The following is a 12,704-nucleotide window of genomic DNA, read 5'->3' as shown; positions in this document are numbered from 1 at the left end:
GTGAATGGCAGATTTCGTTGCAGTATTGAGAAAGACAATTGACGGGCTTGCGGACCCAACTCCCGAGCTCCGTCAACGTGTGTACGCAAAAGCTCGCGCAACGATTGAGCAGAAACTAGTCACGCTGAATGCGCCTGAAGCTGTAGCAAAGCGTCAGATTGCTGCGCTTGACGATGCAATTTCTGAGGTCGAAGCCAGTTTTGCACCGGCTGACGAAGACATAGCGCCGGTACCGGAGCCATTGCCGGTTGCGCCACCCCCAACGGTTCCCGAGGTAGTTGTTGCGCCACCGCCGCCAGTCGCTAAGGCGGAGCCAACACCAACACCCGCGCCGTCGTGGACGAGAAGCGAACCTGCAGCCACGCCTCCATTTGTGCCTATCGAAACACAACCGGATGCTCTTGAAGATTTCCTGTCCAGCCAGGACAGGAGCAAACCAAGTGCAGGGCCAGAAGAAGAGGATTTTTCAGTAGGCGCTCCCGAACGTTCAAACTTATCGCGCGATGCGATCGACGACGAAGGCTTTGGGGTACGTGGTGGTGACGACGATTCACGCAGTGATTACGGTGTCTATACACGCGGGCCGCTCAAGCAGCCGGAACCCAAGCGGTCTCTTGTGCCGCTTATCAGCATAGCGGCATTGCTTGCGGTTGTCGCAGGCGTTGCCTATGCGGGCTATACTTGGAGGGATGATATCTCGAAACAGGCGAGCGCCGCTAAAGATTATATTGTCAGCCTTACAAGCAGCAGCGAACCAACTCCCGCTCCAAAGCCGACCCAGACAGCGGCGACACAGCCAACGCCTCAGCAGCCTGTCAAACCGGCTCAGCCAGCAGCTACACCTACGGCTGCACCAAATTCGACAGAGCCAAAAGGCGAGCCCAAGCTCACTCAAAGGCTACTTCCCGATGGTCAGGAAATTGATCCCGGCCGTGCCAATGACACACCTTCAGTCGGTGAAGGAACCTCGGTAGCCACGTCAACTTCAGACCCGGCTGCTCAACCGGCAGCACCAGGTCAGCAACCGGCGGGACAGACCCAGCCGCCGGCAGCCTTGCCGATTGGCCAGAAAGCATTCTTTTATGAAGAACGTTCGGGTCAAGATGCCCAACGTCGTGAAGAGGGCGGTGTCGTCTGGTCTGTTGTGCAGGAATCTCCTGGCAATGATCTACCGCCAGAACCTGCAATACGCGCTGAGGTGAATATTCCGGAACTTGCGATCAAGCTGCGCATGATCATTCGCCGCAATGGTGACAAGACCCTGCCGGCAAGCCATCTCATCGAGATGATTTTCACAGTGCCTGAAGGTTTTGCCGGTGGCTCCATCGATAATGTTTCGCGCATGACATTCAAGGACAGGGAAGAAGCGCCGGGTAGCCCGCTCGTTGCGATACCGGCAAAGATCGCCGATAACTTCTTCATCATCGCCATGAATGATGCCAAAACCGCAGTCGATACAAATACTTCGCTTATGCGTCGTATGTCCTGGATCGATATTCCGATAGCTTACAAGACTGGACGCCGTGCTCTGATTACACTCGAAAAAGGCTTGCCGGGTGAGCGCGCCTTTGATGAAGTGCTCAAGTCATGGGCAGCCAAAGCTGGCGGTTAATAGATACAAAAAAGGCCGCTTGAAGCGGCCTTTTTTTAGTGCGGGAGCCTTCAGCGTGCGTCAGCACCGCCGGAAACCAAGGCCTTCTGCTGACGAATAGCAGCAGCCTTGACGGCATCCTGAACCTTTTCAAAAGCGCGAACTTCGATCTGCCGGACACGCTCGCGGCTGATGCCGAATTCGGTCGACAAGTCCTCAAGTGTGATCGGATCGTCTGCCAATCGGCGTGCCTCGAAAATCCGGCGTTCGCGTTCATTCAGGGATGACATGGCACCGGAGAGCATCTCACGGCGGTTTTCCAGCTCGTCCTGTTCGATTAGCATGGTTTCAGCACTATCATGATCATCGACCAGCCAATCCTGCCAATCGCCACCAGCTTCGCCATCGGAGGACCGGATCGGCGCGTTCAATGATGCATCGCCGGAAAGACGGCGGTTCATCGAAACCACTTCATCCTCGGATACGCTCAGTCGCGTTGCGATTTCCTTGACCTGTTCAGGGTTCAGATCGCCATCATCTAGCGCCTGAATCTTGCTCTTCACCTTACGCAGGTTGAAGAACAGGCGCTTTTGATTGGCAGTTGTGCCCATTTTGACTAGGCTCCAGGAGCGCAGGACATATTCCTGAATGGATGCCTTGATCCACCACATGGCATAAGTCGCCAAACGGAAACCCCGCTCCGGTTCGAAGCGTTTGACAGCCTGCATCAAGCCAACATTGCCTTCAGATATGACTTCGCCTATCGGCAAGCCATAACCGCGATAGCCCATTGCGATTTTCGCAACGAGACGCAGATGGCTGGTCACCAGCTTATGTGCGGCTTTCGCATCAGTATGCTCAAGATACCGCTTGGCGAGCATGTACTCTTCCTGCGGTTCAAGCATTGGAAACTTACGGATTTCTTCAAGATAACGGGTAAGACCGCCGTCACCGCCTAGAATACTTGGAAGATTTTGGGCCACAGAGCACCCCTCCTCGTTTGAAATGAACCTCCATTATCGGCAGGTTCGCAGCAACTGCCCGCCCAAAACATTGGCGCGAGCAGATTAATGCTATGCATATATAGGTATCATTTTGTCAAAAACACGGTGCATTTCGACATGAAACAAAGCGTCACATAAATGTGAACAATCAGGTCATATTACGTGCACCCGCCTAAACGCACAAAACTGATAATGGTTCCCTAGTGTTTGTACCCGCGAAAGGCTTGCAGCAGTTTGAACATATCTTCCGGCAGCGGAGCTTCAAACCGCATGATCTCGCCTGTTGTGGGGTGTTCGAACGCCAGCAGTCGCGCGTGAAGTGCCTGACGGTCGAAGCCTTTGACGATGGACTGCAATGGCTCATCGAATTTGTTCGCTTTGGTTTTATACGCTCCGCCATACTCCATATCGCCAACAAGTGGATGGCCAATATGGGTCATGTGTACGCGAATCTGATGAGTCCTGCCCGTTTCCAGTTGGCATTCAATCAGGGATGCCAGCGCTGTTGAGTCTTCACGCGCGCCGAAACGCTCCAGCACTTCAAAGTGCGTGACAGCGTGCCGTGCATCTTCGCGCTCCTCATGAACGATAGCCTGTTTGGTCCGGTCGCGGTGTGAGCGCCCCAAATGCGCATCTATAGTGCCAGTCGTTCTATCAGGCGTACCCCAGACGATGGCAAGATAAGCGCGTTCAAGGTCTCCAGTACGGCCATGATCGGCAAATTGTGCACTCAAATGCCGATGAGCAAGATCATTCTTGGCCACGACGATCACGCCACTGGTTTCTTTATCGAGCCGGTGAACAATCCCCGGTCTCTTAACGCCACCAATTCCAGAAAGCGTATCGCCGCAATGGTGGATGAGCGCGTTGACGAGCGTGCCCGTCCAATTGCCATTGCCGGGATGCACGACGAGGCCTGCCGGCTTGTTGATAACAACCAGATCGGTGTCTTCATAAAGAATGTCCAGCGGAATATCTTCACCTGTTGGCGTAGCGTCTTCCGGTTCCGGAACGATGATCTCTATGTTCATCCCGTCGCGAAGTTTGTGTTTGGTCTCACTGACGACTTTGCCGTCAATTGTGACCTGGCCGCTGCTTATCAGAGATTGGATGCGATTTCGGGAAAGGTCAGGCGCCAGTTGAGCAGACAACCAAGCATCAAGACGCTTGCCGGCAGCATCGTTATCGGTAATTAGCGCTTTCAAAAACCTAGTCCCTTCGTTACAGAGGCCTACCGCGCCGCGTCCGCTCATAGCTGGATGTGGAACTGCGTTCTAACCTCGGAGATGCCTTGCATGGCAAATATTAATCCAGACCTGGATGGCGATGAACAGCCCCTTGACCCGGCTATGGAGCGGGTCCGCCGCAAGATGATCCGGCTGCTTGCTGTGTCCATCGGTATTATGGTCATTGGTCTTATGGCGGTGCTTGCCGCCATTGTCTACAAGATTAACCAGCCGGTGGAAGATGTTGCGTCTGCGCCAAGTGTTGCTTCACCGGGCCAGCCTCTCGGGGCGGCACTGGCAGGCGAGTCTATCACGCTTGACCCGGGAACCCGGATTCTCTCGCACAATCTTTCGGATAATACGCTTTCGCTGGAAACCCGACTTGCCAATGGCACTCGCCAGATCCTCCTCTACGACGTTGCGACCAAGCGTGTGATCGCGCGTATTGCCGAGGCTGATGGTAATTAGCCAATAGAGTGCCATGGTCGCAAATGGCCATTGCACTTTTCGCCTGCCTTGATTATACCCGCCACATACTGCGATGCGCCCATCGTCTAGCGGTTAGGACGGCGCCCTCTCACGGCGCAAACAGGGGTTCGATTCCCCTTGGGCGTACCAAAACTCTTCGAAACGTTAGCTGACCCAGTTATGCTCAACCTGCCCTTGGCAGGAGCGGCGATAATTTGCCGAGGTTGACCTGTTCATCAACCCAGCGCTGTTCGTTGCCCCAAGAGTGTCTTTTCCAGCCCTGCCAGCTAAAGCCGCAAAACTCGACCCGGGTTGAATCCAGCCGAAACGTTTCAATCGTATACCGAATTGCAAGTAGCCCTGAGCTGGGGAAAACACTGTTGAGTTCGCTTTGAGAAATATCAAGTATGCGACAGGTCTCGTAGTAGAAATCAGCGGAAATTATGGTTGCCTTCTTTCCAAGCGCCTCAATCTTTTTAAGTGTTTCCGCTGTCCAGTCAGCTTTTCGACCTTTGATGCGTGACAGAAAGTTTGGCCTTGGATGATAGTGCTTCACTATGGAGGGGTGGTAAGGGAGAATAATCTCCTTCGCATCCAGTACAAATGGTTCCTGCCAATAGGCTGGCGTTTCCAGCCGCGCCTGCATGGACTTACCGGAGTTCATTAGAAAAAGAATATCGGTCTTGGTGCCGGTCAAGTCTGGCTGAATATTCGCTTCGTTGAAACGGATCACGAGATCGGCACGATCAATGGCGTCAGCCAGGCCGGGTTCAACAGGCCCGTTGCCGACGATAACAATCCGTTTTACCGCCTCGGATGAACTTGTCATTTAATCAGCCAGTTTTCTTTTTTTTGACCTGGGACATGCGCGGTTTGGTTTCGAGGCCGCTTTTGTACAGATTGTTCCGGTCGAGAACTTTCACATCCCGTTCGCCGCACAGGGCCATGGTAATGTCGAGCTCTTTACGGATGATCTCTAAAGCCTCCGTTACGCCAGCCTTGCCTCCAGCGCCCAGACCATAGAGAAACGCGCGGCCAATGAATGTGCCTTTTGCACCAATTGCCAATGCTTTCAGAACGTCTTGGCCGGAACGTATGCCACCATCAAACAGCACTTCTATCTTGTCGCCAACAGCATCGACGATTTCTGCGAGTACGGAAATTGACGATGGTGCGCCATCCAATTGTCGGCCACCATGGTTGGAAACGATAATTGCATCGGCGCCGGTGGCTGCAGCAATCTTTGCATCTTCAACGTCAAGAATGCCTTTGATGATAAGCTTGCCGCCCCAACGTTCCTTGATCCATGCGACGTCGTTCCAGGAGAGGCGGGGATCGAACTGTTCTGCAGTCCAGACCCCGAGCGAAGACATGTTTTCCACACCCTTGGCATGACCAATAATATTGCCGAAGCTACGGCGCTTTGTTTTGAGCATGCCCATGCACCATTGCGGGCGGGTCATCATCTGCCAAAGAAATGCAGGTGTCATTTTGGGCGGCGCGGAAAGGCCATTGCGAATGTCTTTGTGCCGCTGTCCTAGGATTTGCAGGTCGAGTGTAAGCACCAGCGCGGAACATTTGGCAGCTTTCGCACGATCGATCAGATTATAGATGAAGTCACGATCACGCATGACGTAGAGCTGAAACCAGAAAGGCTTCTTGGTGACCGATGCAACGTCCTCAATGGAGCAAATGCTCATAGTAGACAATGTAAACGGAACGCCGAATTCTTCAGCCGCCTGAGCTGCCAGCATTTCACCATCGGGGTGCTGCATGCCTGTCAAACCTGTCGGGGCTAGAGCAACCGGCATTGATACCGTTTGACCCACCATCGTGGTCTCAAGCGTTCGGTCAGTCATGTCGACGGCAACACGCTGGCGCAGCTGGATTTTGGCGAAATCCTCTTCATTGGCGCGGTAGGTACTTTCGGTCCAGGCGCCGGAGTCTGCATAATCAAAGAACATTTTTGGAACGCGGCGCTGCGCGATTTTTTTCAAGTCGGCTATTTCCAAATTCTTTGCCATGATCATCCCGCTATAGTTGTGGTGTTGTTTTCATATGAATGGCCTTTTGAGGCAAGGCCCTTGCATGCATAATCATATACGAGTGGGTGCTTCACGAGTAAATGGTTTGTCATTGCCTTTGAAACATCGTTATGGTTCGCTGCCATTCTTACCAATGCTCCACAGGATTCGCTCCCATGCCAAAACAGCCCCTTCTCATTCTCGGACCACTCATGCCCTATCTCATTGAGGAACTGGGCAAGAAATATGAGATTGAAAAGCTGTATGAAGAAAAAGATGCATTGGGCTTTCTGCAAGCCAATGCCGGGCGCTTTGAAGCAGCCGTAACCAGTACGTTTACGGGACTGAAGGCCGACATGATCGACCTTTTGACGGCGGTGAAGATTGTCTCATCTTTCGGCGTTGGTACGGATTCTCTTGACGTTGCCTATGCCAACAAAAAGGGCATAAAGATCGCCAATACGCCGGATGTACTTAATGAGGACACGGCAAATATGGCGATCACGCTTCTGCTTGCTTCGACAAGAGATATCGTTGCCAATGATCGTTTTGTCCGGGAAGGCCGTTGGGCCAAGGGCGAGGCAGCTCCTCTCGCACTCGGTATTGAAGGCAAGAAAGTCGGTCTTGTAGGGTTGGGACGCATCGGTAGTGTGATCGCCGACAAGCTCTTGGCCTTTGGCTGTGAAGTCGTCTATCACACGCGCAACAAGAAGCCCGATGTCCCATTCAGGCATTATGAAAATCTGGTTGAGATGGCCGGAGACTGCGCGGCGCTTATTGCCATTTTGCCGGGTGGTGATGCAACGCAGGGCGTTATTTCCCGCGAAGTCCTGCAGGCGATTGGACCGCAGGGAACCTTCATCAACGTTGCTCGTGGCACCGTCGTGGACGAAGTTGCCTTAGTAGAGTTGTTGAAGTCGAAGAAGCTTGGGCGCGCAGGGCTCGACGTGTTTGTCGATGAGCCTAACGCCCCAACTGAGCTGTTCGCATTGGATAATGTGGTCCTGCAGCCGCATATGGGCAGTGCCACGGTTGAGACCCGCAAAGCCATGGCTGACCGGGTTGTCTCCAATCTCGATAATTACTTCGCGGCCAAATAGCCCCGAAATATTATCCGAAGACTACAGTCTTGTGGCCGTTGAGCATGACGCGTGATTCAAGATGCTTCTTGACCGCGCGTGCCAGCACGCGGCTTTCAATGTCGCGGCCCGTGGCCACAAAATCTTCGGCGCTCATGGCGTGGGTAACCCGTTCGGTTTCCTGCTCAATGATAGGACCCTCATCGAGATCCGGTGTCACGTAGTGCGCCGTTGCACCAATAAGCTTCACGCCGCGCTCAAAGGCCTGATGGTATGGCTTCGCGCCTTTGAAGCTTGGCAGGAACGAGTGGTGGATATTGATAACCTTGCCGAACAGCCGCTTTGATAGATTGTCGGAAAGAACCTGCATATAGCGTGCAAGGATTACGAGGTCAGCGCCTGTATCCTTGACGATCTTGAGCAGGGCATCTTCCTGCTCTTTCTTGTTATCCTTCGAAACTGGAAGCACATGATAGGGGATGCCCTCATGCTCCGCAAAGCGCCGGCTATCCTCGTGGTTGGAGACAATGGCGGCAACCTCTGCATCAAGCCAACCTACTTTAATCTGGTAAATCAGATGCAGCAGTGCATGGTCGAAGCGCGAGACCATAATGATTATTTTTGGCTTCTTTGACTGGTCGATGAGGCTTGTTTTCATGTCGAAACGAGAAACAGCCGGCTTCAATGCGCGCTCGACGTCATCCTTGGATGTACCCTCAGCAGCGGTGAATGCGATACGCATGAAGAAACGGTTGGTCTGGCGATCCCAGAATTGATTGCTTTCGGCAATATTTGCATCCATGCCTGCCAGCTCGGTCGTTACAGAGGCAACGATCCCCGGGCGGTCTTCACAGGTGAGCGTCAGGACATAATTCTGGTCTGGCATGGGAACTCCGTCTGTCGTCATTCAATTGTCTTAGGCAAGTGTGCCGGATCATAGGGTGCGTCAGGAAAATGCGTCGACACAAAAACGAAGTGCTCAGTCCTTTTTCCGGCATCATTGAGGGCGGCCATGGCGTTTACCCCCGTAGAATGAGTCCATCTCAGGAGTGGGGCTTGGTGCCATACCAACGTGGCGTATAAGTCCAATCCCCGCCGCCGGCCTTGGGAAAGCTGCGGGTCAGGGATGAACCAACGACGACGACTGTACGCATATCAACCTGTTCCGGCGTCAAATCTCCCAGCCGGATCGTTCGAAGGGTCTCGGCAGGCCTGCCAATATCACGGCCGAGAACAACGGGAGTATCCGGCTTGCGGTGCTGGCGGAGCAGCTCAATCGCACGTGGTAGCTGCCAAGGCCGCGGCTTGGAGATTGGATTATAAAAGGCAAAAGCAAAGTCGGCTTCAGCGGCCAGAGAGATACGCTTTTCGATAATTTCCCAAGGCTTCAGATTGTCCGACAGGGAAATGATACAAAAATCATGGCCGAGCGGTGCACCGCTTTTACCTGCAGCGGCAAGTGCCGCCGAAACACCCGGCAGTATTTCCAGTTCTACATCGTGCCAGGCAGGGTTATCGGATTCATGCAAAGCTTCAATCACTGCAGTTGCCATGGCAAAAACGCCCGGGTCGCCCGATGAGATCATCACCACGGACCGGCCTGTTGCAGCAAGGTCAAAAGCATGGCGGGCACGTTGCATTTCTTCGCGATTGTCTGTCGCATGAATGATCTGGTTCGCACGGAAAGTGCCAGCCATACGGATATAGGTTTCGTAGCCAAGGATGTCCTGAGCCTGCTTCAAGGCCTGTTTGACTGCGGGAATCATGAAATCAGGATCGCCGGGTCCAAGACCTATGACAGTAAGCTTGCCGCGCGGACGGCTTTGCTCATTGTCAGAACTGGATTGATAGACAAGTTCATTCTCGCCTGCCTCTGCGCTGCCTGATGTTACGCGTATCAGTAGCTCGCCATTTTCATCGAGGGGTAATCGCGCATCTGCAAGCCACGGTGCGTTACCCTCGATACGCACGGTTTTCCCGGCAAGCATGTCTGCAATGAATGTTTTTGCCTTTTCGGGGTTCTTCAGTTGGATTCCGGGTGGCGGGTTCAGCAAACAAGTGCCAAATCGAAGCTCGCCTGACGTCGTGATCGCTGGCGGTACATCGAGAATGGCAGCAATCTGCCGCGCAAGTACATTGACGCCAGTTGTCCCGCCGAGCAGCGGCACGACGGCACTACCGTCATCCGCTACAGCCAAAACCGGTGGTTCGGCTCCCTTGTTTTCCAGAATGGAAGAGAGGGAACGGATTGTAATTCCCGCTGAACAGAGTGCAATAATGGGGTGACCGGACTGATAAAACTGGCGGACAGTATCACCGAAATTTTCAAAGCTCTCATCGGCACCATCAACACGGGTGTTCAAGCCATAAATGATGCTGTCTTCCAAGCCCGATTTGATTTGCCTTGCGGTTTGCAAACCCAAGGCCGAGAGGACCAGAATGATTGGAGAAGAGGTCATTCGCCGTTGCCTTGCCACTTTTCTCCAGGCACCAGAATAAGCGAGAAATAGGGTGACGTTGAGGGATCAACTTCCGTCAGCGGAATGATTCGCTGGGCGTCCATCGTCGCCCGCTCCACATAAAGCGCCCGATCCATCAGGCCGAGCTCAGCAATAACATCTCGAACCTTGGCAAGGTTTTTGCCGAGCTTCATGATCGCAGCAGCTTCGGTTGCAGCCAACCGCGTCTTCAATTCGTCAGAAGGCAGAACGCCGGAAAGAACTGTGAGCGTCTGGTTGCGATAGACCAGCGGTGCCCCCAGAACGGCGGCACCGCCGAGGATTGAACATACCCCCGGCACCACTTCCGTTTCATATTCTGAGGCCAGACGATCATGAATATACATGAAGGAGCCGTAGAAAAAGGGATCGCCCTCAGCGATAACAGCAACATCTGATCCCGCATCAAGATGCGTACGCAGAAGGGCGGTGATTTCGCTGTAAAAATCGCTGACAATTGCCTCATAATTCATATGGGCAGGCAATATTTCCGTTGTAACGGGATAAACCAGCGGCACAAGCAACTGGCTGTCATTGAGATATTTCTCGACGATGGTCAGGGCATTGCCCTTCTTGCCCTTGGCGGCATGATAGGCAACAACCGGAGCAGCTTGGAGCAAGCGCAAGGCTTTCAGAGTTATGAGTTCGGGGTCGCCCGGGCCTACACCCAGACCGAACAATCTTCCTTTGCCCGGCATTACTCTTTCTCCGACGCGAGCGCGTTGATCGCTGCTGCCGCCATGGCACTGCCGCCGCGCCGCCCATGAACGACAACAAAGGGAATTCCATAGGTATTCTCTGCGAGTGCAACTTTCGATTCCATCGCGCCCACGAAGCCAACAGGGAAGCCAAGCACCAGTGCCGGGCGTGGAGCGCCTTCTTCAATCATTTCCAGAAGCCGGAAAAGAGCCGTGGGAGCATTGCCAAAGGCAACCACAGCACCCGCCAGATGGGGTCGCCAAAGTTCGAGCGCCGCTGCGGATCGGGTATTGCCCATTTCGGCAGCCAATCCAGCTACCGAAGGATCATTCAGCGTGCAGATGACCTGATTGTTATGGGGCAGCCGTGCGCGTGTCACGCCTTCGGCAACCATGCGGGCATCACAGAGGATAGGTGCGCCAGCGAGTAAAGCATTGCGCCCCGCGGTCGCAGCATTTTGTGAGAAAGCAAGGTCATGAATAACATCAACCATGCCGCAGGCGTGGGCAACACGCACGGCCAGTTTTTCAAGATCTGCAGGAATAGCGCTCAGATCAGCTTCGGCACGGATAATTGCGAAGGAGCGATCATAGATCGCTTGGCCATCGCGAATATAGTCAAGCATGTAAGGGCCCCCCGGAGCCGAATTTGGCGCCGATGAGATCGGCCGATTCTTCGATAGTGCGATTGCTAGCCAATAGCTTGCCAAATCGCGACGGTCCATTGGTCGCGTGCAGAAAGATGTCGTAATGACCCGCGGAGGTTGCAACGAGTGTTACGGGTTTCGCCAAAGGCGATGCGCAGGACTTGCTGCAACCAGTAAGATGGATTTGCGGAATATCTGCTTTTCCAGCCAAGAGGGCGGCAAGCCTGATACCATCCAACTGCGTTGATGCCAGCGCTGATTTGCAGCCCGCTGCCCCTGAACAGCTTATCATTGTGGCCAAGGGCTCGAGGGAACTGGTAGAGAGCCCCAAGACGCGCAACGCGTCACACGCAGCGGTAGCGTGTTCGTTTGCGACGCCGGAAAAAAGAATGCTCTGCCAGGGTGTCAGCTGCAACGCCGCGGAACTGTAGCGGTCAGCTATAGAGGCCAAGTTGCGCAGCATATCGGGGTTCAGGCGACCAAGTGACGGCATTGCGCCAACGGTACAATGTTCGAGGTTGGGTGTTCTCACGATGCCGAGATGCCCGTTTTCTTTTGGTGAGGTTCTACGCCATTCTCTGACGCGGGCAGCTTGCAGAGAAATAGCAAGTTTCTGCTTGATTAAATCGACAAATTTCTCTTTGCCAATATCAGCAAGCATATGACGCAGACGCGATGCTTCTGGGTGATCGCGGTTCCATTCGATAAAGAGATCAAGAATTGCAGTAACAAGTTTGAAGGTCTGATTTGCGCTGACCATACCCAGAGTTGAAAGATCGCTCGTATCCACAGGTGGAACACCCGCGATGCCGAAAGCGTAATCCGATGCCAAGTCTCCCGGGTTGATCGGGCTTAACCAGACATCATGCGGATGGGTGACCATCGCAATATTTTCGCCGCCATCAACAAAGATACAGAATTTCGGCGAAAGCGTTTGATAAATAGGACTGGTTTGCAATTCTCGTAGGATACTCGTTGCAAGAGGTCGGATGTCGACTCTCGTTTTGTCGGCTCCAGCAAACGGGCTGATCATGACGTTGCGCACGTCATCGCCCTTGTCCGTTAAGGGCCCTAGTCCAAGTCCGAGCAAGCTATCGATCAGCGCATCCTCGTTGTGCGGTTGAACACCGCGAATTTGCACATTTGCCCGATTGGTAACGTCGATAATCCCATTGCCAAATTGCTCGGATGCGTCAGCGATTCCTCTCGCCTGATCTGAAGTAAGTTGGCCAAAAGTCAGCTTTACCCGACATATACCACCATCGCGCGCCTGCGCCATGCGAAACAAGCCTGGACAGGCGCATCGCCGGTCATGGACTAAAGTTTCGCGTGCGTTTTTCAATTCGAGGCTCATGGCTTTGATGGTTTTACAGGATGGTTCAAGGTGTGCCAACCATTCTCATTGCTTCGTGCTTCGTTGACCCGTCCGTTCCTTTCATGCATGCATGCGTCGGATATTCAATGGGATA

General features: G+C 53.5%; 12 protein-coding genes and 1 tRNA gene. 4 read left to right on the top strand and 9 right to left on the bottom strand.

The features are described 5' to 3' along the window. Positions 1 to 4 precede the first annotated feature (4 nt). Positions 5 to 1,612 (top strand): hypothetical protein, encoded by a 1,608-nt coding sequence (locus PMI41_RS20515; protein WP_008128066.1) that lies wholly within the window; start codon positions 5 to 7, stop codon positions 1,610 to 1,612. A 50-nt stretch (positions 1,613 to 1,662) separates the two neighbouring features. On the opposite strand, the gene rpoH is transcribed toward PMI41_RS20515, so the two are convergent. Both rpoH and PMI41_RS20505 read right to left on the bottom strand, forming a co-directional pair. After that, the gene (gene rpoH / locus PMI41_RS20510) at positions 1,663 to 2,574 is read right to left on the bottom strand and encodes an RNA polymerase sigma factor RpoH (RefSeq protein WP_008128064.1); all 912 of its coding nucleotides are present in this window, start codon (positions 2,572 to 2,574) and stop codon (positions 1,663 to 1,665) included. 221 nt (positions 2,575 to 2,795) lie between these two features. Beyond that, positions 2,796 to 3,848 (bottom strand): RluA family pseudouridine synthase, encoded by a 1,053-nt coding sequence (locus PMI41_RS20505; RefSeq protein ID WP_008128063.1) that lies wholly within the window; start codon positions 3,846 to 3,848, stop codon positions 2,796 to 2,798. A 42-nt stretch (positions 3,849 to 3,890) separates the two neighbouring features. On the opposite strand from PMI41_RS20505, the gene PMI41_RS20500 reads away from it, so the two are divergent. Next, positions 3,891 to 4,289, top strand: coding sequence for a hypothetical protein (locus tag PMI41_RS20500; RefSeq protein ID WP_008128062.1), 399 nt, complete (start codon positions 3,891 to 3,893; stop codon positions 4,287 to 4,289). Positions 4,290 to 4,364: 75 nt separating this feature from the next. Further along, positions 4,365 to 4,439 (top strand) — tRNA-Glu (locus PMI41_RS20495). 34 nt (positions 4,440 to 4,473) lie between these two features. On the opposite strand, the gene PMI41_RS20490 is transcribed toward PMI41_RS20495, so the two are convergent. After that, a complete protein-coding gene (locus tag PMI41_RS20490) occupies positions 4,474 to 5,118 on the bottom strand; it encodes a glycosyltransferase family 29 protein (protein WP_008128061.1) in 645 nt (214 codons plus the stop codon). A gap of 4 nt (positions 5,119 to 5,122) precedes the next feature. Next, positions 5,123 to 6,313 carry an alpha-hydroxy acid oxidase gene (locus tag PMI41_RS20485; RefSeq protein WP_008128060.1) on the bottom strand — a complete coding sequence of 397 codons (1,191 nt, stop codon included), beginning with the start codon at positions 6,311 to 6,313 and terminating at the stop codon, positions 5,123 to 5,125. A 176-nt stretch (positions 6,314 to 6,489) separates the two neighbouring features. On the opposite strand from PMI41_RS20485, the gene PMI41_RS20480 reads away from it, so the two are divergent. Further along, complete coding sequence (locus PMI41_RS20480) at positions 6,490 to 7,413, top strand: 2-hydroxyacid dehydrogenase (protein WP_008128059.1); 924 nt, start codon at positions 6,490 to 6,492, stop codon at positions 7,411 to 7,413. A gap of 10 nt (positions 7,414 to 7,423) precedes the next feature. On the opposite strand, the gene purU is transcribed toward PMI41_RS20480, so the two are convergent. The 5 genes from purU to cobG all read right to left on the bottom strand — a co-directional run bounded on the left by purU (position 7,424) and on the right by cobG (position 12,589). Further along, positions 7,424 to 8,278 carry a formyltetrahydrofolate deformylase gene (gene purU / locus PMI41_RS20475; RefSeq protein WP_008128058.1) on the bottom strand — a complete coding sequence of 285 codons (855 nt, stop codon included), beginning with the start codon at positions 8,276 to 8,278 and terminating at the stop codon, positions 7,424 to 7,426. 157 nt (positions 8,279 to 8,435) lie between these two features. Then, the gene (cobJ, locus tag PMI41_RS20470; RefSeq protein ID WP_008128056.1) at positions 8,436 to 9,851 is read right to left on the bottom strand and encodes a precorrin-3B C(17)-methyltransferase; all 1,416 of its coding nucleotides are present in this window, start codon (positions 9,849 to 9,851) and stop codon (positions 8,436 to 8,438) included. Beyond that, on the bottom strand, positions 9,848 to 10,588 hold the full coding sequence (locus tag PMI41_RS20465) for a precorrin-2 C(20)-methyltransferase (protein WP_008128054.1): 741 nt from the start codon (positions 10,586 to 10,588) through the stop codon (positions 9,848 to 9,850). The genes cobJ and PMI41_RS20465 overlap by 4 nt, the downstream gene beginning before the upstream one ends. After that, complete coding sequence (locus PMI41_RS20460) at positions 10,588 to 11,214, bottom strand: precorrin-8X methylmutase (protein ID WP_008128052.1); 627 nt, start codon at positions 11,212 to 11,214, stop codon at positions 10,588 to 10,590. Before PMI41_RS20460 ends, PMI41_RS20465 begins: the two co-directional genes overlap by 1 nt. Then, positions 11,207 to 12,589 carry a precorrin-3B synthase gene (gene cobG / locus PMI41_RS20455; RefSeq protein ID WP_081497178.1) on the bottom strand — a complete coding sequence of 461 codons (1,383 nt, stop codon included), beginning with the start codon at positions 12,587 to 12,589 and terminating at the stop codon, positions 11,207 to 11,209. The genes PMI41_RS20460 and cobG overlap by 8 nt, the downstream gene beginning before the upstream one ends. Between the last annotated feature and the right edge of the window lie 115 nt (positions 12,590 to 12,704).

This window comes from Phyllobacterium sp. YR531, assembly GCF_000282595.1.
Taxonomy (GTDB): Bacteria; Pseudomonadota; Alphaproteobacteria; order Rhizobiales; family Rhizobiaceae; genus Phyllobacterium.
Note: the sequence above shows the minus strand (reverse complement) of the source record. Positions and strands in the feature narration are given on the sequence as shown.

What these genes read in the sequence shown, in the direction of transcription:
- PMI41_RS20515 (WP_008128066.1), top strand. Translation starts at nt 5, where the DNA reads ATGGCAGATTTCGTTGCAGTATTGAGAAAGACAATTGACGGGCTTGCG.
- PMI41_RS20505 (WP_008128063.1), bottom strand. Translation starts at nt 3,848, where the DNA reads ATGAGCGGACGCGGCGCGGTAGGCCTCTGTAACGAAGGGACTAGGTTT.
- PMI41_RS20500 (WP_008128062.1), top strand. Translation starts at nt 3,891, where the DNA reads ATGGCAAATATTAATCCAGACCTGGATGGCGATGAACAGCCCCTTGAC.
- PMI41_RS20490 (WP_008128061.1), bottom strand. Translation starts at nt 5,118, where the DNA reads ATGACAAGTTCATCCGAGGCGGTAAAACGGATTGTTATCGTCGGCAAC.
- PMI41_RS20485 (WP_008128060.1), bottom strand. Translation starts at nt 6,313, where the DNA reads ATGGCAAAGAATTTGGAAATAGCCGACTTGAAAAAAATCGCGCAGCGC.
- PMI41_RS20480 (WP_008128059.1), top strand. Translation starts at nt 6,490, where the DNA reads ATGCCAAAACAGCCCCTTCTCATTCTCGGACCACTCATGCCCTATCTC.
- purU (WP_008128058.1), bottom strand. Translation starts at nt 8,278, where the DNA reads ATGCCAGACCAGAATTATGTCCTGACGCTCACCTGTGAAGACCGCCCG.
- cobJ (WP_008128056.1), bottom strand. Translation starts at nt 9,851, where the DNA reads ATGACCTCTTCTCCAATCATTCTGGTCCTCTCGGCCTTGGGTTTGCAA.
- PMI41_RS20465 (WP_008128054.1), bottom strand. Translation starts at nt 10,588, where the DNA reads ATGCCGGGCAAAGGAAGATTGTTCGGTCTGGGTGTAGGCCCGGGCGAC.
- PMI41_RS20460 (WP_008128052.1), bottom strand. Translation starts at nt 11,214, where the DNA reads ATGCTTGACTATATTCGCGATGGCCAAGCGATCTATGATCGCTCCTTC.
- cobG (WP_081497178.1), bottom strand. Translation starts at nt 12,589, where the DNA reads ATGAGCCTCGAATTGAAAAACGCACGCGAAACTTTAGTCCATGACCGG.